This is a genomic window from Bradyrhizobium sp. ARR65 (assembly GCF_000472385.1).
GTDB lineage: Bacteria > Pseudomonadota > Alphaproteobacteria > Rhizobiales > Xanthobacteraceae > Bradyrhizobium.
Window position 1 is genome coordinate 96,525 of record NZ_AWZU01000011.1, and the last position, 23,255, is coordinate 119,779.

21 protein-coding genes are annotated in these 23,255 nt (G+C 60.9%); 15 read left to right on the forward strand and 6 right to left on the reverse strand.

What is annotated here, in order from left to right:
- Nucleotides 1-82 precede the first annotated feature (82 nt).
- From F758_RS0114955 to F758_RS0115010, 12 genes are read left to right on the forward strand one after another with little or no spacing between them, the layout of a single operon-like run.
- Nucleotides 83-700, forward strand: coding sequence for a cytochrome c3 family protein (locus F758_RS0114955; protein WP_245286504.1), 618 nt, complete (start codon nucleotides 83-85; stop codon nucleotides 698-700).
- Nucleotides 697-3,669: a TAT-variant-translocated molybdopterin oxidoreductase gene (locus F758_RS0114960; protein ID WP_024508605.1), complete on the forward strand. Its 2,973-nt coding sequence runs from the start codon at nucleotides 697-699 to the stop codon at nucleotides 3,667-3,669. The genes F758_RS0114955 and F758_RS0114960 overlap by 4 nt, the downstream gene beginning before the upstream one ends.
- Complete coding sequence (gene nrfD / locus F758_RS0114965; protein WP_024508606.1) at nucleotides 3,647-5,014, forward strand: NrfD/PsrC family molybdoenzyme membrane anchor subunit; 1,368 nt, start codon at nucleotides 3,647-3,649, stop codon at nucleotides 5,012-5,014. Before F758_RS0114960 ends, nrfD begins: the two co-directional genes overlap by 23 nt.
- Entirely contained in the window at nucleotides 5,011-5,544 is a 534-nt protein-coding gene (locus F758_RS0114970) for a DUF3341 domain-containing protein (RefSeq protein WP_024508607.1), read from the forward strand. Before nrfD ends, F758_RS0114970 begins: the two co-directional genes overlap by 4 nt.
- Complete coding sequence (locus F758_RS0114975; protein WP_024508608.1) at nucleotides 5,541-6,056, forward strand: c-type cytochrome; 516 nt, start codon at nucleotides 5,541-5,543, stop codon at nucleotides 6,054-6,056. Before F758_RS0114970 ends, F758_RS0114975 begins: the two co-directional genes overlap by 4 nt.
- Nucleotides 6,053-7,153: a hypothetical protein gene (locus F758_RS0114980; protein WP_035722046.1), complete on the forward strand. Its 1,101-nt coding sequence runs from the start codon at nucleotides 6,053-6,055 to the stop codon at nucleotides 7,151-7,153. The genes F758_RS0114975 and F758_RS0114980 overlap by 4 nt, the downstream gene beginning before the upstream one ends.
- Entirely contained in the window at nucleotides 7,146-7,673 is a 528-nt protein-coding gene (locus F758_RS46515; protein WP_024508610.1) for a hypothetical protein, read from the forward strand. The genes F758_RS0114980 and F758_RS46515 overlap by 8 nt, the downstream gene beginning before the upstream one ends.
- The gene (locus F758_RS0114990; protein WP_024508611.1) at nucleotides 7,670-8,491 is read left to right on the forward strand and encodes an SCO family protein; all 822 of its coding nucleotides are present in this window, start codon (nucleotides 7,670-7,672) and stop codon (nucleotides 8,489-8,491) included. The genes F758_RS46515 and F758_RS0114990 overlap by 4 nt, the downstream gene beginning before the upstream one ends.
- A 4-nt stretch (nucleotides 8,492-8,495) precedes the next feature.
- Complete coding sequence (gene coxB, locus F758_RS0114995; RefSeq protein WP_035722049.1) at nucleotides 8,496-9,443, forward strand: cytochrome c oxidase subunit II; 948 nt, start codon at nucleotides 8,496-8,498, stop codon at nucleotides 9,441-9,443.
- A complete protein-coding gene (locus F758_RS0115000; RefSeq protein WP_024508613.1) occupies nucleotides 9,440-11,110 on the forward strand; it encodes a cytochrome c oxidase subunit I in 1,671 nt (556 codons plus the stop codon). Before coxB ends, F758_RS0115000 begins: the two co-directional genes overlap by 4 nt.
- The gene (locus F758_RS0115005) at nucleotides 11,100-11,753 is read left to right on the forward strand and encodes a cytochrome c oxidase subunit 3 (protein WP_024508614.1); all 654 of its coding nucleotides are present in this window, start codon (nucleotides 11,100-11,102) and stop codon (nucleotides 11,751-11,753) included. The genes F758_RS0115000 and F758_RS0115005 overlap by 11 nt, the downstream gene beginning before the upstream one ends.
- Nucleotides 11,750-12,106 (forward strand): cytochrome C oxidase subunit IV family protein, encoded by a 357-nt coding sequence (locus F758_RS0115010; RefSeq protein ID WP_024508615.1) that lies wholly within the window; start codon nucleotides 11,750-11,752, stop codon nucleotides 12,104-12,106. The genes F758_RS0115005 and F758_RS0115010 overlap by 4 nt, the downstream gene beginning before the upstream one ends.
- Before the next feature lie 46 nt (nucleotides 12,107-12,152).
- Here the strand turns inward: F758_RS0115010 and F758_RS0115015 are convergent, their stop codons facing one another.
- The 3 genes from F758_RS0115015 to F758_RS0115025 form a co-directional block, all read right to left on the reverse strand.
- Nucleotides 12,153-14,087, reverse strand: coding sequence for a glycoside hydrolase family 15 protein (locus F758_RS0115015; RefSeq protein WP_349542751.1), 1,935 nt, complete (start codon nucleotides 14,085-14,087; stop codon nucleotides 12,153-12,155).
- A 52-nt stretch (nucleotides 14,088-14,139) separates the two neighbouring features.
- Nucleotides 14,140-14,673: a hypothetical protein gene (locus F758_RS0115020; protein ID WP_024508617.1), complete on the reverse strand. Its 534-nt coding sequence runs from the start codon at nucleotides 14,671-14,673 to the stop codon at nucleotides 14,140-14,142.
- 210 nt (nucleotides 14,674-14,883) lie between these two features.
- Complete coding sequence (locus F758_RS0115025; RefSeq protein WP_024508618.1) at nucleotides 14,884-16,164, reverse strand: class I SAM-dependent methyltransferase; 1,281 nt, start codon at nucleotides 16,162-16,164, stop codon at nucleotides 14,884-14,886.
- Between the two features lie 311 nt (nucleotides 16,165-16,475).
- On the opposite strand from F758_RS0115025, the gene F758_RS0115030 reads away from it, so the two are divergent.
- On the forward strand, nucleotides 16,476-17,267 hold the full coding sequence (locus F758_RS0115030; protein ID WP_198026498.1) for a Crp/Fnr family transcriptional regulator: 792 nt from the start codon (nucleotides 16,476-16,478) through the stop codon (nucleotides 17,265-17,267).
- Nucleotides 17,268-17,436: 169 nt separating this feature from the next.
- Here F758_RS0115030 and hpnI read toward each other — a convergent pair whose 3' ends face one another.
- Complete coding sequence (hpnI, locus tag F758_RS0115040) at nucleotides 17,437-18,786, reverse strand: bacteriohopanetetrol glucosamine biosynthesis glycosyltransferase HpnI (RefSeq protein WP_084305407.1); 1,350 nt, start codon at nucleotides 18,784-18,786, stop codon at nucleotides 17,437-17,439.
- Between the two features lie 225 nt (nucleotides 18,787-19,011).
- On the opposite strand from hpnI, the gene F758_RS44040 reads away from it, so the two are divergent.
- Both F758_RS44040 and hpnA read left to right on the forward strand, forming a co-directional pair.
- The gene (locus F758_RS44040; protein WP_024508621.1) at nucleotides 19,012-19,725 is read left to right on the forward strand and encodes a phosphorylase family protein; all 714 of its coding nucleotides are present in this window, start codon (nucleotides 19,012-19,014) and stop codon (nucleotides 19,723-19,725) included.
- 194 nt (nucleotides 19,726-19,919) lie between these two features.
- Nucleotides 19,920-20,969 (forward strand): hopanoid-associated sugar epimerase, encoded by a 1,050-nt coding sequence (gene hpnA / locus F758_RS0115055; RefSeq protein ID WP_024508622.1) that lies wholly within the window; start codon nucleotides 19,920-19,922, stop codon nucleotides 20,967-20,969.
- Between the two features lie 42 nt (nucleotides 20,970-21,011).
- Here hpnA and F758_RS0115060 read toward each other — a convergent pair whose 3' ends face one another.
- The gene (locus tag F758_RS0115060; RefSeq protein WP_024508623.1) at nucleotides 21,012-22,106 is read right to left on the reverse strand and encodes an AI-2E family transporter; all 1,095 of its coding nucleotides are present in this window, start codon (nucleotides 22,104-22,106) and stop codon (nucleotides 21,012-21,014) included.
- The gene (locus F758_RS0115065) at nucleotides 22,103-23,254 is read right to left on the reverse strand and encodes a glycosyltransferase family 2 protein (protein ID WP_024508624.1); all 1,152 of its coding nucleotides are present in this window, start codon (nucleotides 23,252-23,254) and stop codon (nucleotides 22,103-22,105) included. Before F758_RS0115065 ends, F758_RS0115060 begins: the two co-directional genes overlap by 4 nt.
- Between the last annotated feature and the right edge of the window lies 1 nt (nucleotide 23,255).

A 23,255-nucleotide genomic window follows, 5' to 3' on the forward strand; every position in this document is an offset into this window, starting at 1 on the left:
ATCGTGTGAACTGGCGTGACGCGCTGGGGGGCTGTCACAGGGCGTACTGATGGCGGTGTTCGGGCCACGCGCGAATTTGTTCATGACCGCAGCGCTCGTCGGTGTGTTTTGCGTGTGCGTGTTTTTGGTGGCGGCCATCTGGGTCGTGCCGTTAGTGGATTACAACAGCCAGCAACAGTTCACGCCCGAGCAGCCCATCCCATTCAGTCACAAGCATCACGTCAGCGGACTTGGGCTCGACTGTCGCTATTGCCACACGACAGTGGAGGAATCCTCGAACGCGGGAATGCCATCGACCGCAATTTGCATGACCTGTCATTCGCAGATCTGGACCAATGCCGCAATGCTGGAGCCAGACCGGAAAAGCCTGGCTGAGAACACTCCGATCAGGTGGACGCGGGTCTACACGCTTCCCGACTATGTCTATTTCGATCACAGCATCCATATCGCCAAGGGCGTTGGCTGCACGGAGTGTCACGGTCCGATTGGCGATATGGCAATGACCTGGAAGGCCAACAACCTCTACATGAGCTGGTGTCTCTCCTGCCATCGAGATCCGGCGCCGCACCTTCGCCCGAAGGACCAGGTCTTCAACCCGCACTGGCGTCGCACCGATTCAACTCCCTCTGGCGACGCTTTGCTGGTGCAGTACCACATCAAAACGGAAGCTCTGTCCGACTGCGGGATCTGTCACCGATGAACGAACCAGTCCGCACATATTGGCGTAGCCTCGAGGAATTGGCCGAGTCACCGGAGTTCGTGGCGCTGGTCGAACGGCAGGCCCCGCGGTTTCGCGACGTCGTCAATGCGTTCGACCGCCGCCGATTCCTTCAGCTGATGGCGGCATCGATGGCGCTGGGTGGATTATCTGGATGCGGTCCTGAGGTCGGGCAGCGGCAACTGCTGCCCTACGTCGAGCAGCCCGAAAACGTCGTACCCGGTCGCAACCGCTACTACACTGGCGCGACGCTTCAGGATGGCTACGCCACAGGGGTCCTGGTCGCGCATCAGATGGCACGGCCAATCAAGGTCGAAGGTAATCCGGATCATCCCGCGTCTCTGGGCGCAGCGAGCGCGATCATGCAGGCGAGCATTCTCGAACTCTATGATCCGCGGCGTGCCCAGACCATCTTTGGCGAGGGAAGGATCGCTCCCAGGGAGAGCTTCGTCAGCGTGCTGTACAGCCGGCGCAATGCGTTGATGGGTGCAAAAGGGGAGGGGTTGCGCATTCTGACCGGAGCGATCACCTCGCCGTCCTTGGCGGACCAGATGACAAAGCTGCAGCAGCAGTTTCCTGCCATGCGCTGGCATCAATGGGAGCCGCTTCATCGCGACAGCGAATACGTCTCCGCCGCGCGCAGCTTTGGACAGAATGCGGACCGGATTTTCGACCTGAGCAAGGCCGAACGAATCCTTGGCGTCGAAAGCGATCTGATCTCGGCAACGCCGGGTTGGCTCGCCTATGCCCGGCGGTTTGCCGCGGCGCGGCGGCCGGCTGAAACCGGCGGTGCAATGAGCCGGGTCTATGCGATCGAAAGCACGCCCACGCTGTTGGGCGCGAAGGCGGATCATCGCCTAGCCATGCAGCCGGGCGAGATCATCGGCGCCTTGCGTTATCTCGCGGCACTGCTGGGAGCTGGTCCGCAAGCATGGTCGCAGTCAGAAAACAGATATGCGCCTTGGCTGAAGGCAGCAGCCGATGATTTAAGTGAGAACAAGGGCAAGGCCCTCATACATGCCGGACGGGAGCAGCCCGCCGAAGTCCATCTCCTGGCCGACGCGATCAACGCCAAACTTGGCGGCTTCGGCAGCACGGTCAGGTTGATCGCTCCCGTCGAAGCAATGCCCGGGTCGAAGCAGCAATCCCTTGCCGAACTCGCCGACGATATGGCTTCGGGAAAGGTCGACACGCTCCTGATCCTGGGCCCGAACCCGGTCTATGATGCGCCCGCCGATCTCGATTTTGCCGCGCGGCTGCGCCATGTCCCGTTCTCCGTCGCACTTGCGCTCTACGATGACGAGACCGCGGTCGCATGCAAGTGGCGCATTCCCGCTGCGCACGCCTTTGAAGCGTGGAGCGATGCACGCGCTTTCGACGGCACGGTGACAATCATGCAGCCGCAGGTGCGTCCGCTGTACGGCGGTCGCGCCCCGCAGGAAGTCCTCGCCGTGCTGCTTGGGGATTTGTCGCCCGATACTTACGGACTACTGCGTGATTTCTGGCGGCAGCGCGCACAGCAGGAGAACCGGGGCGACTTTGAAGCGTTCTGGCACGAGGCCCTGCGGACCGGGGTCGTTGCCGATAGTGCAGAGCCCGGCCTGCCGCTCAAGCCGGTCTCTGACGTCGCAGTTGAAGAACACCCCACGGTCACTGCCAGCCAGCCGGCGCTGCAGGCGCTGTTCCGGCCGGATGACGGGCTTTGGGATGGGCGCCACGCCAATAATCCCTGGCTTCTTGAAATGGCCCGCGCTTTCACGCGCTTGACCTGGGACAACGCCGCGCTCGTCGCACCAAGTACAGCGAAGCGTCTCGATCTGAAGACGCACGATGTCGTCGAGATCGTCGCCGACAAGGCGAAGCTGAAGGCGCCGGTTTTCGTGCTGCCGGGTCAGGCGCCCGACTGCATCACCTTGCCGCTAGGCTGGGGCCGCACCGCCGGCGGGCTCGGCGTCGGCTCCGGCTTTAACGCCTATACCGTCCGTAACTCCGGCCATCCCTGGGGTGTCGATATAGTCTCAATTATCAAGACTGGAGAGACTTACAGGCTCGCGACCACCCAGGGCCAGGATCGCGTGCTCGGGCGCGACCTCATCCGCGAGGGCGATCTCACGCAATTCAGAAGCGACCCCGGCAAGATCGTAGAGCAGAAGAAAGCAGAGTCGCTCTATCAGGCCTATCAATACCCCGATCGTGCCTGGGCCATGACCGTCGATCTCAATTCCTGCATCGGTTGCCAAGCCTGCACGATCGCCTGCCAGGCCGAAAACAACATACCCATCGTTGGAAAGGACCAGGTCCTCGCAGGACGCGTGATGCATTGGCTGCGGGTCGATCGCTACTATTCGGGCTCGGCCGATGCGCCCGATACGGCGTTCGAGCCGATGACCTGCATGCATTGCGAACAGGCGCCCTGTGAAGTGGTCTGCCCGGTGCACGCCACCGTGCATGATCACGAAGGTCTCAACCTGATGGTCTATAACCGCTGCGTCGGCACGCGGTTTTGCTCCAACAACTGCCCTTACAAGGTTCGTCGCTTCAATTTCTATGGATATGCCGAAGAGAACGAGCGCGCTGCGGAGTCCTGGAACCCGCAAGTGACAGTGCGCGGCCGCGGCGTGATGGAGAAATGCACCTATTGCATTCAGCGCATCCGAACCGTTCAGATCGACGCCGAGAAGGAGAATCGAAAGATCGCCGACGGCGAGGTGCGTACTGCCTGTCAACAGAGCTGCCCGACCCAGGCGATAGTGTTCGGCGATCGCAACGACCGCAACAGCGGCGTCGCCAAACGCAAAGCGTGGCCGATCGACTATGCGTTGCTCGATGAGCTGAATACGCGGCCGCGGACCAGTTACAGCGCGCTTATTCGCAATCCCAATCCGACGATCAAGACCGAGACGTCCGGAGACGGCGAGGCAATACGCCATGGCGACGACGCTGACGAATGAATTGCCGGCCGGGGCGCCGGTTGTCCGGCCGGACGTGACCCTGACCACCTTGAGCGAGGACGTGAGCAGTCGCGTGCTCATGCGCAGCGCGCCACTGTGGTGGTGGATCGGATTCGGCCTTTCATTCGCGCTGCTGATGGTGCTGATCGTCCAGATGGCGGTGTTGTTCATCGTCGGCATCGGGGTGTGGGGCGTCGAGATACCGGTCGCATGGGGGCTTGCGATTGCCGAATATGTCTGGTGGATCGCACTGGCGAGCGGCGGCACGATCGTGTCCGCGCTGTTCTTCCTGACACGATCGCCGTGGCGTTCGGCCACGAACCGCATCGCGGAAAGCATGTTGCTGTCAGCCGCACCCTGCGCGGGCCTGATGCCGATCATGCATCTGGGCAGGCCGGGATTTTTCTATTGGCTGTTTCCCTATTCGACCGTGATGGGCGTCTGGCCGCAGATGCGCAGCCCGCTGTGGTGGGATTTCATCTGCCTGCTTTGCTACATTCTGATGTCGATCATGTACTACTACGCGGGGATCCTTCCCGATCTCGCGACAGTACGCGATCTTGCAACGACAAAGCCGAAGAAGATCTTCTACGGCATCCTCGCCCTGGGGTGGCGCGGATCGGTCGCGGAGTGGCAGAACCAGCGTATCGTCTACGCGATCATGTCCGCGATCATGGCGCCGATGGTCATCTCGGTGCACAGCGTGGTCGGCCTCGACTATGCGGCCGGGCTGACGCCAGGATGGCATGATACGCAATTTCCCCCTTACTTCTTCTTCGGCGCGGTAACGTCGGGCACCGCGGTCATCGTCATGCTCACGATCCTTGTACGCTGGGGCTACGGCCTCCAGAGCGTGCTGACGGAATATCATTTCAATGCCATGGCCAAGGTGATGCTCGTCGGCAGCCTGATGCTCGCTTACGCTTATGTCTGGGAAGCGTTCGGTCCGCTCTACAGCAGTGACGTCGCCGAACGGACCGAATTCCTTCACCGGGCTTTCGGATTTACGGCGCCCTTGTTCTGGTCGGAGAAGATCCTCACCGTGATCGTTCCGCAATTGCTGTGGTTGCCGGTTGTTCGCGGCAATCAGGTCCTGCTGTTCCTGATCTCCGGCGGAATCATCGTCGGGATGTGGCAGGAGCGCGTTGTCTTCACGACCGCGAGCCTGGAGCACAATTATATGCCCTCGTATTGGGGGAACTATTTCCCAACCCTCTGGGATTGGGCGACGCTTGCCGGAACGATCGGGCTCTTTCTGACGCTGTTCTTTCTGTTCCTGAGATTTGCGCCGATCATTTCGCTCGCCGAAGTGCGCGAGATCATCGAAGACGAGAAGGCCAAATGAAGAAGCTCTTTGGCGTCGTGGCGGAGTTTGCAACACCGGACGCGGTGAGGAACGCGGCAGAAGATCTGCGCCGGTCCGGCTTTCGCGCGTTCGAAGCCTATACGCCCTATCCGGTCGAGGGACTGGATCGGATCATCCATCCGGGGGCGAAGCTGCTTCTGCCGCTTCTGATGTTCAGCGCTGCCGTCCTGGGTGCGTGTTGGGGATACTGGATCCAATTCTGGGACGAAGCATTGAACTATCCCATCAACGTGGGCGGCCGCCCGTATAACAGTTGGCCGGCCTTCATGGTCGGGACGTTTGAGTTCATGCTGCTGGTGACGATTGCCGCCGGCTTTATCGGAATGCTGGCGGCGTCCGGACTGCCCAGGCTCTATCACCCGATCTTCGAGGCGGGAGCCTTCGAACGCGCCTCCCGCGACCGCTTCGTCATCTGCATTGAGGCGACCGATCCGCGTTTCGACGCGGCTTCCGTGCGCGCCTTGTTCGAGCGGCTCGGTGCCGAACGCATCGAGGAGGTTCCGGCATGAGGTGGAGGTCAGGCGCAGCGGTGGCTGTCCTGTCGGTCGCGCTGACGGCCTGCGACAACATGGCCAATCAGCCGAAGCTGAATCCTTATGAACTGCCCGTCGGCTCTCAGGTCAACTGGCCGATCAAGCCGGTGCCGCACACCGTCGCACGCGACGATCCTCCCGCTGCGCCGAGCCCTCCGCCGGTCACCATGGCACTGCTCGAACGCGGCCAGGAGCGTTTCGACATTTATTGCTCGCCTTGCCACAGTAGGGTCGGCGACGGCAATGGCATCATCGTGCAGCGCGGCTTTCCGCACCCGCCATCGTATCACAGCGAGAGTTTGCGGAACGCGCCCAACCAGCTCTTCTATGACGTGATCACGCACGGTTATGGCGCGATGTATTCCTACGCGGACCGGGTCGAACCGGCGGACCGCTGGGCGATCGTGGCCTATATACGGGCTTTGCAGGCGAGTGCGAGCGCATCGCTGTCCGACGTACCGGCCGACAAGCGGAGCACGCTGCAATGAAACCGATGTGGGTCAGGATTGGTGCAGTCGCCGTTTGCGCAATCGGCGTTACCGGTTGCATCGTCGGTGCGCTGTCGGACTGGGCTGCTTTTGCGCATGCGTGGTTGTGCAGCTACGTCCTTTGGCTCGGCATCCCACTCGCGGGCGTCACGCTCGTGCTCGTCCACGACCTCAGCGGTGGCGACTGGATGGAAACGGCCCGTCCGGTTCTCGCTGCCGCTATCATGACAATGCCGCTCGCGAGCCTTGCCGGCATTCCGGCTTTCATCGACTTGACTTCGCTGTATGGCTGGACGCACCCCCCGCCGGGCCTGCCGAATACCTTCTATCTTAACCCCCAGGCTTTTCGTGTCCGATATGGCACCTATGTGGTGCTGTGGAATCTGCTGGCGGCCTACGCGCTGTGGGGGCCGCGCGAAGGAAAGGAGCCTGTCCCCTCCGGCCTGTCTTGGATCAGCGCAGTCGGACTCATTGTGCTGGCGCTCTCCGCGAGCTTTGCCGCGATCGACTGGGTTCTCTCACTTGAACCTCGATTTTGGTCATCGATCTTTCCGTACACGCAAGCGGCCAACTGGTTCAACACTGGGATGGCGACGGTCGTGTTGACCGTCGCGGCTTCCGGTTGGCCGGCCGAGGAGAGGCGTCGCGCGCACATGAGCGACCTTGCGCGCATCCTGCTCGCGACAACGATCTTCTGGGCCTATGTCGAGTTCATGCAGTTCCTGATCATCTGGGAGGAGAATCTCAGGACGGAGATCCCCTGGTACCTGAAGCGACTCGACTCGGCATGGCGTCCGGCGATCTACGTCTCGGCCGGCTTCGGATTCGTGGTGCCGTTCTTCGTCCTGCTGTGGGCGCCCAGCAAGTACAATCGCGGCGTGGTTGGGATCGTCTGTGCCTTGATCCTGATCAGTCGCGTCGCGAATACCTGGCTTCTGATCATGCCGGAGTCCACGAGCCCGACGCCATTCTGGCTTGACGTAGCGGCCGTTCTGGCGCTGGGCGGCGCGATCATGCTGCTGTTTGCTCTTGAGTTGCGCTATTCCCGCGGGCTTGCGCCGGCGAGCCGACCGATCTGGACCACGGACCATGGCTGACCAGGCACACGAGGAGACCCAAGGGGCTGGCCGCATGGCGTGGCGGAATGTCATCGCCGGCGCGGTCCTCACTGCTATTGTTGGATTCTACCTTTTCTTGCGCAAGCTGCCCAAGGAATCCAAACCCGATCCCGCGACCCGAGCGGTCATGGCCGAGACAGAGGTTCAGCAAGACAATCCGGTCACTGCCTTTGAGCCGACCGACTGGGAACTGGGGCCGATTGCCGTGATCTATATCGGCCTCCTTGTGCTGCTCGCCATCTCTTGCTTGGTGCTGATCGTCGCATATCCGGATGCGCTGCCTGACGTCAGTCGCACGCTGCACATCAATCCACCGGGTCCCCGTCTGCAGACCAATGCGGAAGCCGATTTGGAACGCTTTCGCGCCGAGGAGGCGCAGCGGCTCAACGGCTACTACTGGATCGACAAGCAGAAGGGGATTGTCCATATCCCGATTGAACAGGCGATGAAGAAGCTTGCGCAGACGGGGATCGACGGCTTTCCGAAGGCGCAACAATGATACGGATCGCCTACGCTCTGGTCCTTATCGTCCTGCTCGGCGCTGTTGGTTCGAGCATCGCTTACCTCGGACCGCGCGTCTCTCAATCGGGAACGCCTCAGGCCAGCGATATTGCAGACCTTTCGTTTCGAGCGCATCCAGGTGCGCGGCTGCCGCTCAGCGAGAAGCTCATCGATGAAGACGGCCGCAGCGTCTCGCTTGGCGCGTACTTCACCAAGTCACCTGTCATCGTTGTGCTCCAATATCTGCGCTGCACGTCGCTGTGCGGCGTGACCCTGCGCAATCTCGTCGGGGATACACTCAAGACCCTGCCACTCGAACCGGGGCGCGATTACCAGTTGGTTGCGATCAGCATCGATCCGCGCGATCGGCCGCGCGACGCGGCCGCCGCAACGGAGACCTATGCCGCATTGCTTGATCGTGCTGGGAGCAGGGCGGGCCTGCACTTTCTGACGGGGAGCCCCGCGAGCGTACGCAACATCGCGGAGACTGTGGGATTTCCGTATCGGTACGACTCTCTGCTCGATACCTACATCCATCCCGCAGGGTTCATCGTCGCGGCACCGGATGGCGTCATCAGCCGCTACGTGGAGGGGTTTACGGCTTCGCCCCAGGAACTGGTCACGGCCTTTGCGGATGCCGAGGAAGACAAGTCGCAGGGGCCTCTGACTCGTCTGCTGCTGCTCTGCCATGTTCAGGGCGCGCCGCTCGGCCAATGGACGGTCCCGGTTACGGCGGCGTTCATGGCTGCCAATATCGGGGCAGCGTTGACTGCGATCGCGATATTCATCGCCATCCGGCGGCGGCGTTACGGGTGAGGCCATGTATCACTGGATCCCATTCTGGCCGGATACAGCCGCCGTCAACGCGGTGGTGGTCAACAACCTCTACATAGCCGAGCTCGCGCTTAGCGGCCTGATCATGGCGACGGTCGTAGTAATGATGCTGAGCTTCTGCATCCATTATCGTAGCCGCAGCACCGCCTCACGGGCCAATCTGGTTGAAAAGACCTGGCATTTCGAAATCGTCTGGACATCAGCGACGCTCGGCGTGTTCCTGATCCTCTTTGTCTGGGGGGCGGCCATCTATCTATGGCTGTTCAAGCCGCCGCCGGCAGACGAGGAGGTCTATGTCGTCGGCAAGCAGTGGATGTGGAAGGTCGAGCATCCAGGCGGACAGCGCGAGATCGATGCTCTGCACGTTCCGGTCGACAAGACAATCAGGCTGGTGTTGGCGTCGGAGGACGTCATTCACAGCTTCTTTGTCCCGGCGTTCCGCATCAAGCACGACGTGGTGCCCGGTACGCTCGAAACTATCTGGTTCAAGGCCAATAAAACCGGCGTCTTCAAGCTCGAATGCACGCAGTATTGTGGGCTTCAGCATGCGACGATGCAGGGGGATATCGTCGTAATGACGGCGCCAGATTACGCGCGCTGGCTTGCCGAGCAGGGCGTGAACGAAGCCCTTGCGGCGCAGGGCGCTGATCTCTTCCGCGCGCATGGCTGCAGTGGCTGCCATGGCGAGAACAGCACGGTTCATGCGCCCTCGCTCGCAGGGCTCTACGGCACGCTGGTGCACCTGGAGGACGGCTCGGTCCGGATTGCCGATGATGCGTACCTGCGGGACTGCATTCTCAACCCGCGCAGCTTCACTGTCGCCGGATACCCGCCCGTCATGCCCGATTTTTCGGGGCAGCTCGGGGAGGACGAACTGCTGAAGCTGATCGCGTACATCAAATCCCTCGCGGGCAAGCAGGAGGCTGGCCGATGAGCACCACGACATTTGGGCGCGTTCCGGCGGTCGAACCTGGCGCCGCGACCGAGCCGAGCTATCTCACATCGGAGAATACGATCGTCTCCTGGCTGTTCACCCGTGACCACAAGCGCATCGCACTGCTCTTCTTCGTCTCGATCACGTTCTTCTTCTTTGTCGGTGGCGGTGCCGCCACGCTGATGCGGATGAATCTCGCGACACCTGAAGGCCTGCTGCAGCCCGCACTCTATAACCGCATGTTCACGATGCATGGCATCATCATGGTCTGGTTCTTCCTCATTCCATCAATCCCGACGACCTTCGGCAATTTCTTCATTCCGATGATGATCGGGGCGCGTGATCTCGCATTTCCGCGCGTCAACCTTCTGAGCTGGTACGTTTTCAATTTGTCAGGTTTCGTCGTGCTTTATGCGCTCATCATGGGAGGGGCCGATACCGGCTGGACGTTTTACACACCGCTCTCGACGGTCTACGCCAACGGTTACGTCTTCGCGGCGGCCATGGCGGTCTTCATCAACGGCTTCTCGTCAATCATGACCGCTCTCAATTTTGTCGTCACCATTCACCGATTGCGCGCGCCGGGCATGACCTGGATGCGCCTGCCGCTGTTCGTGTGGGCCATCTATGCCGTGAGCGTCGTGATGCTGACGGCCACTCCGGTCCTGGCGATGGATACGTTCCTTCTTGCCGTCGAGCGGTTCATCGGCATCGGGCTGTTCGATCCCCGGCACGGCGGCGATCCGCTACTGTGGCAGCACATGTTCTGGTTCTACTCGCACCCAGCGGTCTACATCATGATCCTGCCAGCGATGGGCGTCGCCAGTGAAATCATTCCCTGCTATGCGCGCCGGCCGGTGTTCGGCTATGCCGGAATGACGATCGCGCTGATGTCTATCGCGATCCTGAGCTTTTTTGTCTGGGCTCATCACATGTTCGTGGCGGGAATTTCGATCTATTCCGGGATCGTCTTTTCGCTGGCGACGTTCTTTGTCGCCGTGCCATCGGCCATCAAGGTGTTCAACTGGACCGTGAGCCTGCACAAGGGAAGGATCACCTTCGATGCGCCGATGCTCTATGCGCTCGGATTCGTGCTGTTGTTCACGATGGGCGGGGTCACGGGACTGATGCTGGCGACGCTTGCGGTCGATGTCGACGTCCATGGCACCTATTTCGTCATCGCTCACTTCCACTACATCATGGTCGGCGCGACCGTCAGCGCCTTCTTCGGCGCGCTGCATTACTGGTGGCCGAAAATGACCGGTCGGCTCTATCCGGAAATGTGGGCCCGATTTGCCGCGATCCTCACCTATGTCGGATTCAATCTGACATTCTTTCCGCAATTCGTGCTCGGCTACCTCGGCATGCCCAGGCGCTCCTACACCTATCCGGCGGAATGGCAGTCGTGGAACCTGCTGTCCTCCGCGGGTGCTTCTATTCTCGCAGTGGCCTACCTGCTTCCGCTGTTCTATCTCGGCTGGTCCGTCTTCTGGGGGCGGAAGGCCGGAGCCAATCCGTGGGGCGCGACCGGCCTTGAGTGGCTCACACCCTCTCCGCCACCGAAGCACAATTTCGAGCGGACGCCGGCCGTCAGGCTCGGACCGTACAGTTACGATCCAGAGAGCGACAGCTTTGTGACCCAGGAGGGTACGCGGCATGTCCGGTAGTGCACGGCTTGCGCCCGAGGTGCAATACGCCACGCTCGAACAGCAAGGCGATACGGCCCAGCTCGGGATGTGGGTCTTCCTGGTGAATGAAACGATCTTCTTCGGTGCCCTGATCTTCGCCTATTTTCTCTATCGAATGACTTATCCGCACGAATTTGCAGCCGCCGCAAGGGACACTGTGCTGTGGTGCGGCAGCCTGAACTTCGTGCTGCTGCTGACCAGCAGCCTGACCATGGTGCTTGCCATCAACGCAGCCGCCCAGGATGAGAACCCTCGCAGGATGATGATCTGGCTGGTCGTCACTGTGGCGCTCGGCTCCGCCTTTCTCGTCGTCAAGGGTTACGAATACTATCTCGACTACCAGGATAAAGTCGTGCCTGTGGTCCATTTCGAATCCAAGCCGGGAGAGGGATCGGCGGGCGAGCTGTTCTGGATGTTTTACTGGGTTGGAACAGGCCTGCACGCGGTTCATCTCACGGTCGGAATCGCGCTGGTGCTTTACATGCTGCTCTGGCGGATACGGCGTGGCGAGATAGGACCCACCTATTATGCGCCGCTCGAAGTGGTCGGCATCTACTGGAGCTTCGTCGATACCGTATGGCTTTTTCTCTTCCCTAGCATCTACCTGCTTGGACGCTCATGAGCATCGGACCCGAAATTGAAGCAAGACGTGCGCGGGCATTGCCCTTCGTCATCGCCTGGGGCGTCATGCTGCTGCTGGCTGCCGTGAGCGCTTGGACCGCGTACCTCAAGATGGGGATCTGGGCGCCCATTGTGCAGTATGGGATAGCAGGGATACAGACAGCCGCTTTGTTCATCCTCTTCATGCGCCTGAAAGGATCAGCTTCGCTGAAATGGGTGTTCGCCGTCAGCGGCTTTTTCTGGCTGCTGTTTCTGTATGGTCTGAGCATGACCGACTATTCGAATCGGCAAGACTGGCCGGCACGTTACGAGCCGACCGCTCCCGGCATTCAAACGCCGCAGACTGGCCAGTGAGCCTCTCGCAAGAACGGCTGCTGATAGCCGCTGATATACGATTCTGTCACGCGGACAGGTTCGGCCGTCCGCTGCCGCGCTCGCTGACCGCGCCGGAGAAACGCAAGGCGGTGCGGACGACAGCGACATGCGAGAGCGCCTGAGGAAAATTGCCGGTGAAACGTTTGGCGTTGACGTCGTACTCTTCGGCGAAAAGACCGAGATCATTGCTCACGGCGAGGACACGCTCGAAGGTCTTGCGAGCGGCTTCGCGTCGTCCCTGCATCAACTGGCAATCGGCCAGCCAGCAGCTACAAGCAAGGAAGGCGCCTTCTGGATTCTGCTGCTGCGGTTTCTTGCGGTGAACAAGGCCGTCGACCACAAGGTGCTTCTCGATCGCATCGATCGTGCGCGCGATCCGTTCGTCCTCGATCGGCAGAAAGCCGAGGAGGGGCAAGAGCAAGAGACTAGCGTCCAGCGACTCGCCTCCGAAGTATTCGACAAAATGACCAAGCCCGGCGACGTAGCCCTCCTGACATATCTCGTCGTGCATCGTCTTTCGCAATCTTCTCATCCGGCCAAGGTTGGCATCGGCATGGGGCCCGTACGCTTCACGGTGGCGGATATAGCGATCGATCGCGACCCAGGCCGAGACCTTGGAGTAAACGAAATGGCGGGGTTGGCCTCGTAATTCCCAAAGGCCGTTGTCCGGCAGGCGCCACACAGCTTCGACATGTTTGACGACGCCTTCAAGCAGCTCCTCCTCCTGGCTCGATCGCTCTATACCGGTTTGAGCACCGATATGAATGGAATCCAGAAGTTCGCCGAATATGTCGAGTTGGCGCTGCGAAGCTGCAGCGTTGCCGACCCGGACCGGGGCAATCCAGCGATATCCCGCAAGCCAGTCGGCAACCCATTCTTCCAGACGACGAGAGCCGTCGACGCGGTACGCGATACGCATCTTTTCGGGGTCGCCGGCCACCGCGCGCAACATCCAGTTGCGCCATTGGGTTGCCTCGGGCTGATAGCCGGCATCGACCAGCGCGATGAGATTGAAGGCTGCGTCGCGGATCCAGCAATAGCGATAGTCCCAGTTGTAAGCACTGCCGGACCGCTCGGGAAGTGAAGTGGTCGGCGCGGCAATCATTCCACCGGTTGGGCGGTAAATCATCGCCTTCAGTGTAATGAGCGAGCGGCGAACTGGATCAGGCCAGTCGGTTTGCTTTTGAAAGCGGCCGATCCATTCACGCCAATGCTGCAGAGTCTTGGACAGCGCTGGGGCCGCATCCACGGCGGGCGGCTCGGGTGCAGAGCTGCAGCCATAGATCAGAGCGAAGGCGCGCTCTTCGGAGGCGCTCAAATCGAATTCGCAAACAACCGTCGGCCCATCCCGATGCAGCTTGAGCGGGGAGTAAAGGACGGCAAGGTCAGGACCGACGCGCGCGATCGCTCGGTCGCCATGGACCTCAAGCCAGGGGTGGGCGGACCCATAGTCGAAACAGAGGTTCATTTCACTGCGCATCATCACCCGACCGCGCAAGCCTCTCACGATCCGGATCAGAGCCGGGTTCTTGTCGCGAATGGGCATGAAATCCGTCAGCCGCACCGCTCCTGAGCTGGTTTCAAATTCCATCTCCAGGACGAGGGTGTCTTTTGCGTAATGGCGCGACGTCCGCGCTGGGCTAACAGGAGCGAGCTTCCAGAATCCATTCTCCGCTGTGCCCAGCAGGGCAGCGAAACAAGCATCGGAGTCGAAACGTGGCAAGCACAACCAGTCGATGGAGCCGCTCTGATGCACCAGCGCGGCTGTTTCTCCATCGCCGATTAGGCCGTACTCTTCGATGGGATTCGACATGAGGCGGGCGCGGCGATGAGGCCCTTTCATCTGGCGGGAAGGGCGATCGTTGAAAGCAGCGCAACAGCAGGAATTCTGCCAACGCACTCGGGAAATGATCGGGAATGCTTTAAGGTTCCGAGGCCCGATGCAGAAATGGTACGGCACCGCGCCTTTGTGCCGTCCCGAGCCAACCACGACGGATATAGACCCAATGATGTTAGGCGTTGGTAGCTCGCCTGCCGCCATCCGCTTCGGCCGGTTCGCGCAGATCGGTCCGCTGGCGCGTGTTTTCGCCGCCTTTGCCGAAACGCCTGCGCATTTCGGTCCGAGAGATGAAGATCGGCGTGCATGAACGGCGCAGCGTATCGACGCGGAAGGCGCGGGGGTTATGCGCCAATACGAGCATCGCAATCAGGATGTTCTCGCCCAAACGGTGAAGCTGCCTGCCCAAGGATGCGTTGCCGGTCTTGATCGGCGCGAAGCCATATTTAGCGGCGAGAGCAAGGAGCTGCGGAGCCCGTTCGGCGGCCGCGAGGGTCATCTCGGCTCGGATCGCCAGGACGTCGTAGAGATCGGGCCGTGAGGCGAGGTACAGTTCAAGCTCGCTCAGGGAATCCTCTAATGCACGGCTTATCCTGCGCGCCCAGCCAAGCCTGGGCCCGCCTCTGGGGAAAGGAGGGATGTGTTCGTTCCAAAAATGCAGGATGGCGATGCGGGTGCCCGCGCCGACCACCGTACCGTCTTCCAGCATGATCCGCTCTCGGCTGGTCCCCAACTGAATCCGAAAAATGCAGTCCGGAGATGACGTATACTCCGTCACTCCGTGGAGGGCGCGGAGTCTTCTGTCGATGAGATTGACGAGACCGTTCAGCATGACACGTTCAAGGCCGTCTCATTCAATTTATGCCGCCCAGGCGGAGAGCTAGACGATTCCGCGGAGGGCGCTTCCGTAACGAGTTCCTTAATTGCGCCCTCGGTCCAATTGGCCCGCGTACGGAATAGCGTCCCGACCGGGAGGATCTTCCGCATATTGATAGGCGCGTGTCCATGGTCTGCTCGCTCCACCGCTTCCAAATGGTTTGAACGACAGCACTTGCGCAACCGACAGCCAGCCGCGGTCGAAGGCGCAGGCCATGCCTGCAAGGAAAACTCGCCAAATCCGAAACCGTCTCTCGCCGGCGGTACGGATAACGTCGCCACGGTGCGCTTCGAGTCTGCGGCTCCAATGCTGCAGGGTCAGCGCATAGTGCGGCCGCAGATCTTCGACATCGGCAAACTCCAACCCGGCGCGCGAAATCTCAACGAGCGCGCGGGAGAGGTGCGGAACGGCGCCGCCGGGAAATACGTACCGGTCGATGAATTCTCCCCCCGCGGGTCCGCGAGCACGACCTTCCGGGTCCGTCGCCACAATGCCATGGTTGAGGAACGCCCCGCCAGGCTCAAGCAGATCGGCGATGATCGAGAAGTATGACGAGAGATTCTCCAATCCGACATGCTCGTACATTCCGACCGACACGATCTTATCGAACTGGGCGTCGTGGCGGAGATCGCGGTAATCCTGGCGACGAATTTCGATCCGGTCGGAGAGATCGGAAGCCGTGACAAGCTCCTTCGCATAGGCGTATTGGCGTTCGCTGAGCGTGATACCTACGCCGTTGACCCCGTAACGCGTTACCGCCCACACCAGGAGGCCGCCCCAGCCGCATCCAACATCGAGCAGCCGCTCGCCGGGTCTGAGCATCAACTTCCGGCAGATATGATCCAGCTTTTGCCTTTGCGCGGTGTGAATGTCCTCCAGGCCCGTCTTGAAGTAGGCGCACGAGTAGATCATCCGTTCGTCGAGCCAGAGGCGGTAGAAGTCATTGCCGACGTCGTAGTGATGCTGGACGTTCGCGGCGTCGGTCTCCGCCGAGCGGCGGTGTGGGATGAGCCTCGCCAGGCGCGCAAGTCGCTGCAGCGCTCCATGTCTTCCGAAACGCTCGGCCAGGGAAATGCCGACCGCGAGGACATCCTCGATCCTGCCTTCAACCGAGATCGCGCCATTCACGTAGGCATCCCCAAGGCGCTCGAAATTGCCCCGCAACAGGGCGCGAATTGGCTCATCACTGTGCAGGACGAGGGTGACGGATGGCCCCGGCGCAAAATCGAATTGATAGCCGTTCCAGAATACCAAGCGAAGCGGTACCGGGTCGCTTTCGAGACGCCTGCGCAGATATTGGAGCAGCCGATCGCGAACGGACATCTCGCGGCCCAATGGAATCGAGTTCGTCTCAACTCGAGCAGCGCACTCGCACAACAGCCTGCAGCTTTCGTCAGGCCGCAGCTTCCGGCTTCATTTGAACCAGGGATCTTGTGTGCGTCTCTTTAGGAACCCTCATTGAAGCGGCCGGTTCCTATTGTACTGGGGCGACCCGCCGGCAGACGCGCCTACGCCGGATGCGGCCACGTCTCTTCGGGCTTTTGGCGGGCTGCGCTGCGAGAGCGAGTGCCGGGGGCAAGAGGTTTGCCATGGACATATTGCCAGGTTCGGACGAAAGACCTCGATCAGAGGGGATGAGCCCTGTCGAAGCACGAAGTGCTGGGACATTGCAAAATAAGCTGCTCCGCTTGCTGCCGCCGGAGGAGCTATCAGTCCTGCTTGAATCGGCCGAGAAAGCGGAACTCCGCCCTCGCCAGGTGCTCCAGCACTGGAAGCTCCCGATGGAGTACATCTATTTTCTCGAAAGCGGGCTGGTGTCGGTCGCGGCAAGAGTTGGCAACGAAAACTTCGTTGAAGTGTGGCTCATCGGATCGGATGGCTGCGTCGGCGTACCTCTAATGCTTGGGACCCAGATCGCGCCTTTGCACCGCCGCATCGTTCAGGTTGGCGGGACGGCTCTACGCATTGCTGCACCGGCATTCCGCGAGATGCTGCAGCGCCTCCCGGTGCTGCACACGCTGCTAAATCGCTACGTCGCCTTCCTGCTTGTGCAGACGTCTCAGTGCGGCGCCTGCAACCTGCGGCATCCGCTGAAGCAACGCCTGGCGCGATGGCTCCTGCTCGCCCGCAGGAGTCTGAATGCGGGCGAAATCCCGTTGACCCACGAGGTCATCGGCCAGCTACTAGGCGTGCGGCGCGCAAGCGTCACGGAGCGTCTGGAAGAGCTCGAGGCCGAGGGAGTGATCTCCACCAGGCGGCGGTTCATCCAAATCGAGCGTGTGCAGGAGCTGGAGCGGATGTCCTGCGACTGCTTCGGTCTGATCGATCGTGAGTATCATCGGCAATTGGATCCTGGCTCTTGTTGGACCAATGCATCATCTGCCGAAGACCACAAACGAGCCCACCATCATCCAATCTGGCCATAGGTGCTCGCAACTGCGAATTTCCAGACGGCGCAAGGGTGCACGACGACACCGCTTGCCCGCCGGAGGATCCGGCACGCTCGCGAAACTGCGCCGGCGCCATTCGCAGGTGCGGAAGATACATTCCCTGCCCATCCAGATCGTGCCGCCACCGCCAACCTTCATTCGGTGATCAGTCCTCGCTTCGCCGAGGCTCCGGAATCAGGTCGTCCGTTTCGATGGTGCCGTTACGCAGAATGTGAAAGTTGTATCCTCGCCAGGTGACCGAATTGCCGAAGAAGCTGCACACGTAGACCGCAAACGAGATTGCGTCATGCAATGCCAGCAGCCAGAAGCTCTGTCGTTGCAATCCGAACGTGCTCTCCACGCTGGTGGTCAGAATGGCGCGTGCTGAGAGTGCCGAGGTGATGAGGACAAGCGAATGAGACGTCCCGGCGCACGCGGCAAGGACCGACAGCATCAGCGGATGCATGAAAAGCAGTCCTACGTAGCCGATGGGATCGATCGAGCGGATGGTTCGTGCTGATCGCATGTGATGGTCCCAGAAGGAGCGAAAGCTGCGGTCAAAACAAGCATGGCCGACCGCCCAGCGCGGAATGACAACTTCCTTTCCGAGCGCTCGCACCGCTTTGCCGATGGCGTAATCGTCGGCGAGCTCGTCCGCGAAAGCGACCAGGCCACCGATCTGCTTCAAGGTTTCCGCGTGCAGGGCGATAGCCGAGCCGAAGCACGGCCTGGCAGCGCCAAACGACAAGGCGACGATGACGTTGGGAAGAAGCTGGCAATTGATGTTGGCAGCCGACAGGCGCGCCCAGATGCCGCGTAACCCGACTCCGTAATAGACGCAGGTCACCGCTCCCGCTTTTCTGCTCTCGAGCTCTGCTGTGATCCGCTGCAAGAAGTGATTGTCGACGAGTATATCGCTGTCGGACAGCACAACCACTTCGTGACGAATTCTGGGCTCCATGTTGACGAGGTTGCCGATCTTCCGATTTGTGCCGCGGGAGCGTTCGTCGACGATCAGATCAATCTGCGCAGCAGGATTGAGTTTTTGCACCAGCCGAACCGTGTGTATCGCCTGATCGTCCGCTTGCTGTGTTCCGCAAATGAGCTGAACCTCCTCCGGAAAATCCTGCTGGCAGAAAGTCGTAAGTCGCGGATACAGTCCGGGCTCAGCGCCATGGAGCGGCTTTAGGATGCTCACCCGCGGTAGCTTGGAGACTGCAGGCTTGGCCGGATTCCCAAATCGAAGAACGAGGAGCGCGGCAACCAGATTGTAAAGAATTCCGAGTGTCGCCCCCGCCACGCAGAGCTCTGCCAACAGCGAAATATTTTCGTGAAGGCTAAGCATAAGAGCCGTACTGCCTATCGGTTGTTTGAGCTCGCTCCGACTTGAGCGGCAGCCGCGCCGCAAACGGTCAGAGGATTTGAGCGTCGACGCCGGCGCGAACGCTGTTATCGACCATCTTCGGAAGGACGAATGCGGCTCGGAGCTGCAGGTTCCAAAGAATGGCCGGCACATCGGTCCGGCAGCGCGCAGAGATCTCCTTTAGCGATGTGCCGACGCGTCGGCGCATGTCCTGACGATGTCCCGGATCACGCCGCTTGCGTCGGCGAGCATGCACCTTGAAACGATTCCGCCTCGTCCATGTTTATGGGACGGGACGCTGGTCCAGACCTTCGCGTCCGCAGCCCATTATATTCCGAAAACCATTATATTCCGAAAAAATGCCAGATGTTCTGAAAAATGCCAGTCACCAGGCTGCTCAAGGGGCCGGGGGATAACGCGGCCGAAAATGGCCAGGCGATTATCTGCGTCGGCCTCGCACTTGAGGCGGAAATTCTCATAAGTGAATTTCCGGGGGAGATTGGCGGCGGACAGCCAGCAGATTTGGGTACAGTCCTCGATGGGGCGACAGCCGCAAGCTGCAAAGGTGTCGTAAGCTTTGGGCTCGCAGGCGGGCTTTCGCCCGAGCTGGGTTCAGGTGACGTCGTCATTGCTTCCGGCGTTGTTGGACGCAATGGAAGCTTTTCGACGGATGATGCCTGGTCAGGATGGCTGCTGTCGGCCATTCCGCGAGCCCTCTACGCCCCGATTGCTGGCGTCGATGCGGCAATCGTGCCAAGGACGCAGCGACGTGAACTCGGGATGCGATCGGGTGCGCTCGCGGTGGATATGGAATCTCACCTCGTCGCCCAATTCGCCACCAGGCATGGGATGCGTTTTGTGGCCGTGCGTGTCGTGATCGACTCCATGCATCGCAAGATACCACGCGCCGCTCTGGCGTGCCTGTCGAGCACTGGAGAAGCGCGGATGTCTGCGCTTGGTCGGTGCCTGCTGAAGCGGCCGGCGGATACGCTCGATGTCATGCGGCTGTGCATGGATTGGCTGCCCGCACGCAAGGCGCTCGTCAATTGCTGCGACATCCTCAGCGCAAGCGTCTATCGGATGGGGCTTTAGCTATTCCCGGCATCGAGAGCGGCCAACGCAGCGCCGGACGGCGTCCCGGTCGCAATTGGAACCGTTGGCGCACGGTGCGTTATCAATGTCATTGAAACGCGCGGCCTTCTCACGACATCCGCTGTGCTGCTTGCGGCCCCAGCAATGAAAAAATGGGGCCTGCCGCGCCGAGAACAGTCTTCCGAGGTGCTTGCATGGCAAGATCGCCCGACGTGCTGATAACCGGTGCCAGCGGCTTCGTCGGATCCGCCGTGTTGCGTCAATTGGTTCTCGCGGGATTCTCGATACGCGCACTGGTCCGCCGCCGCAGTGAGCGAACTGACCTGGCCGCGGCAGGCCTGCAATTCGTCGAGGGTGACCTAAGGGACACCAAGTCGCTCAGGGCCGCATGCGACGGTTGCCGCTACCTGTTTCACGTCGCGGCCGATTACAGATTGTCATCCTGGGACAGCACGGCGATCTTTTCAACGAATGTGATCGGGACGCGCAATCTCATGGAGGAGGCCTTGCGCGCCGGGATCGAGCGGATCGTTTATACCAGCAGCGTGGCGACGTTGAGCTGTCGGCACGACGGCGTGCCTGCCGATGAGACGGAGATCCTGTCTCCGCGGCAGGCGATTGGCGCCTATAAGCGCAGCAAGCTTGCGGCAGAGCAATTGGTTCTGAACATGGCGCAGGAGAGGGGGCTTCCTGCGGTCATCGTCAATCCGTCGACGCCAATCGGCCCGCGCGACATCCGGCCGACTCCGACGGGGAGAATTATCGTCGCGGCGGCCTCGAGTCGGATGCCAGCCTACGTCGATACGGGACTGAATCTCGTCCATGTCGATGATGTCGGATTCGGGCATCTTGCGGCGATGCGGCGGGGCAGGATCGGCGAGCGCTACATTCTCGGTGGGCAAGACGTCCTGTTCTCCCGGATGCTGGTCGAGATCGCCGGGCTTGTCGGGCGATCGGCTCCTCCTGTTCGGATTCCCTGGTATTTCGCGCTTCCGGCGGCAGCCGCCGGTGAGGCGCGGGCCTATTTGACGAGGCGGGAGCCGCTTGCCACCTGGGCGGGCGTTCTGCTCTCCAGGCACAAGATGTTCTTCACGTCGGCAAAGGCCGAACGCGAGCTCGGCTACAGGGCGCGGCCGTACGCAAGTGCTCTTCGCGATGCGGTCGGCTGGTTCGCCAAGCATGGCTATTTGGGCGCGTCCTCCAGCGCACCGACAGTCGGGGCCGATCGTTCAGTCTTTCGGTAGAGGGCCATATGAAGCCGCGCCGGTGCGAGCCGACACCGGCGCTCATCGCTTGCCGTCGATCGCGCCATCCGCTGGCTCGTCATAGAGCACCGCAAGGGTCGCCCTCACGATCAGCGCGACCGGAACAGCGAGAATGACGCCGATCACGCCGAACAGGCTCCCTCCGGCCAAAAAGCAGAAGATGATGAGAACGGGATGAACGCGCCCGGCTGCGCCCAGCACGATCGGTCCGAAGAGCTGATCGATCGATAGCCGCAGCGCCGCAATATAGATCGCGTATCCGAGAATGGCGGCCAATCCTGAGTTGTGCTGGAGAGCGACCAGTCCCGCCATGGTCGCCGCAGCAATCGGCCCGACAATCGGAATCGCCTCCAAGATCCCCGTCACCAGAGCGAGAAAGAGCGCGTGCGGGATCCCAAGCACCACGCCAAGGCCGACATAGGCGAACGCGCCAGCAAATGCCACGACTCCGAGGACGCCTATGAAATATCGCCTGAGAACCGGATCCAAATTGGACAAGATATGATCTCGTATGAGCGGGCGCTCTCCTGGAGGGATCAGCCATAGCAGCCCGCGAACTATGCTGTGGCCGCTAACCATGAAGAAGAAGAGAAGGAGCAGCGTCAGAAGAAATCCGAACCCCGAAACGACTGCCGATCCCCCGAGCAATGTCAGCACGCGCATGTTGCCGAACGACTCGCGAATGGCTCCTGCTAACGCCTTCGCAAGGCTCTGGGCGTCCATTTCCTGCCCGAGCAGGTTGATTTTCCCTGCGCCAATGGCGCCCTGCGCGAGACCGTTCACCGTGCCTTCGAAGTCGGTCGAGATGCGTTTGATCTCTTCGACCAGCGGCGGCACTCCAAGAAACGCAATTGCCGCAAGCAGCGCCAGAATCAAGAGGAAGCCCAGAATGGAGACAAGGAGACGCGGAAGACGGGCCTTTTGGCTAATCTTGTCGATGGCGGGCGTGCAGATATAGCTCACGACGCCTGCAAGGACGAAGGGCATTAGAACGAGCTGCAGCTCGTAGACCGCAAGCACCGTCGCGGCCACAACGAACAGGATTGTTGGGGTCGAGATCCTTGCCACATGCTCGTGGTCGCGTTCTTGTCCGCCCGAGTCGGGTTGGTCGCTCACGGATAAGTCCGTCCCTTCCAGACGATCCTCCCACGCCAGCGCCGCCGAAGGCTGTCCAGCGCGAGACATGCCCCGATCGCATAGCCGAGTGGAAACAGTAAGCCGTACCAGAATGGGACCCCAAAATAGACTGCGCCAGCAATGTGCAGGCCGAACGCTGCGGCAGTCCCAAGCGAAGCGGGGACCAAGGCGATACAGGCCGCCTCCCTCCCGTGCGCGCATGAAATGCTGTCGATCGTGGGGACCGCCACTGTCGCGACTGACAACGCGAGCACCAGTGCGGACGTGATCAGCGTTGCAGTCGGTCCGCCAAGCATCTCGACAAGGTTCTTGGAGATGCCGTTCCACAGGCTGCTCCAGCCCGTATACATTCGGGCCGAGAGAAGGGCTTTTCCGTCCTGCAACATGACCTGCCCGCCAGCCCGCTTGATCCGCAGTGCCAGTTTGACGTCCTCGCAGATTGCGTCATGCACGGCGGCGTGACCACCGACCGACTCATAGGCGCTCCTGCGGACCAGCATGAATTGCCCGCTGGCGATGACCTTGTCGCTGTGATCTGCCTGAACCGTCGCCAGATCCTGGCAGAAGGCCATCAGGTACAGTCCGCAGGGAATGATGAGACGCTCGGCGAAGCTCTCCAGCCGCTGCCGCGGCGTCAGCGACAACAGGTCTAGTCGCTGCGCCTGCGCCACCGCCAACGCGGCACTCAGAAGACCAGGCTCGGCGATGACATCGGCATCAAGGAAGCATATCCACTCGTCGTCCGATGACGCGGTCCTCGCTCCAATCCAGCAGGCATGGCACTTGCCGACCCATTGCGGCGGCAACGGAGAACTCTTAATGACCATTAGCTGCGGTCGGTGTCGGGCGATCGAGGCCGCAATCTCGAAAGTGTCGTCGGTGGAATGATCGTCGACGACGATGATCTTGAGCCGATCCGAAGGATAGGTCTGGTTAACAAGCGAGTTGACGCAGCGCGCGAGATTGGCACTTTCGTTTCGAGCGGGAACGACTACAGTGATGCGCGGGGGTGTGTCGCGTGCCGCTTCTTCCGGCCTCACAACTGGAAACAGATCGCGCTGCGTATAGGCGCGCAGGATCAGCCACGACACGAAGGCCAGCCAGCCGATCGATAACGCAAGTTCCATC

What these genes read in the sequence shown, in the direction of transcription:
- F758_RS0114970 (WP_024508607.1), top strand. Translation starts at nt 5,011, where the DNA reads ATGAAGAAGCTCTTTGGCGTCGTGGCGGAGTTTGCAACACCGGACGCG.
- F758_RS0114975 (WP_024508608.1), top strand. Translation starts at nt 5,541, where the DNA reads ATGAGGTGGAGGTCAGGCGCAGCGGTGGCTGTCCTGTCGGTCGCGCTG.
- F758_RS0114990 (WP_024508611.1), top strand. Translation starts at nt 7,670, where the DNA reads ATGATACGGATCGCCTACGCTCTGGTCCTTATCGTCCTGCTCGGCGCT.
- F758_RS44040 (WP_024508621.1), top strand. Translation starts at nt 19,012, where the DNA reads ATGCCAGTCACCAGGCTGCTCAAGGGGCCGGGGGATAACGCGGCCGAA.
- F758_RS0115005 (WP_024508614.1), top strand. Translation starts at nt 11,100, where the DNA reads ATGTCCGGTAGTGCACGGCTTGCGCCCGAGGTGCAATACGCCACGCTC.
- F758_RS0114955 (WP_245286504.1), top strand. Translation starts at nt 83, where the DNA reads ATGACCGCAGCGCTCGTCGGTGTGTTTTGCGTGTGCGTGTTTTTGGTG.
- F758_RS0115065 (WP_024508624.1), bottom strand. Translation starts at nt 23,254, where the DNA reads ATGGAACTTGCGTTATCGATCGGCTGGCTGGCCTTCGTGTCGTGGCTG.
- hpnI (WP_084305407.1), bottom strand. Translation starts at nt 18,786, where the DNA reads ATGTGCCGGCCATTCTTTGGAACCTGCAGCTCCGAGCCGCATTCGTCC.
- hpnA (WP_024508622.1), top strand. Translation starts at nt 19,920, where the DNA reads ATGGCAAGATCGCCCGACGTGCTGATAACCGGTGCCAGCGGCTTCGTC.
- F758_RS0114980 (WP_035722046.1), top strand. Translation starts at nt 6,053, where the DNA reads ATGAAACCGATGTGGGTCAGGATTGGTGCAGTCGCCGTTTGCGCAATC.
- F758_RS0114960 (WP_024508605.1), top strand. Translation starts at nt 697, where the DNA reads ATGAACGAACCAGTCCGCACATATTGGCGTAGCCTCGAGGAATTGGCC.
- F758_RS0115010 (WP_024508615.1), top strand. Translation starts at nt 11,750, where the DNA reads ATGAGCATCGGACCCGAAATTGAAGCAAGACGTGCGCGGGCATTGCCC.
- nrfD (WP_024508606.1), top strand. Translation starts at nt 3,647, where the DNA reads ATGGCGACGACGCTGACGAATGAATTGCCGGCCGGGGCGCCGGTTGTC.
- F758_RS0115020 (WP_024508617.1), bottom strand. Translation starts at nt 14,673, where the DNA reads ATGCTGGAAGACGGTACGGTGGTCGGCGCGGGCACCCGCATCGCCATC.
- F758_RS0115000 (WP_024508613.1), top strand. Translation starts at nt 9,440, where the DNA reads ATGAGCACCACGACATTTGGGCGCGTTCCGGCGGTCGAACCTGGCGCC.
- F758_RS46515 (WP_024508610.1), top strand. Translation starts at nt 7,146, where the DNA reads ATGGCTGACCAGGCACACGAGGAGACCCAAGGGGCTGGCCGCATGGCG.
- coxB (WP_035722049.1), top strand. Translation starts at nt 8,496, where the DNA reads ATGTATCACTGGATCCCATTCTGGCCGGATACAGCCGCCGTCAACGCG.
- F758_RS0115030 (WP_198026498.1), top strand. Translation starts at nt 16,476, where the DNA reads ATGAGCCCTGTCGAAGCACGAAGTGCTGGGACATTGCAAAATAAGCTG.
- F758_RS0115025 (WP_024508618.1), bottom strand. Translation starts at nt 16,164, where the DNA reads ATGTCCGTTCGCGATCGGCTGCTCCAATATCTGCGCAGGCGTCTCGAA.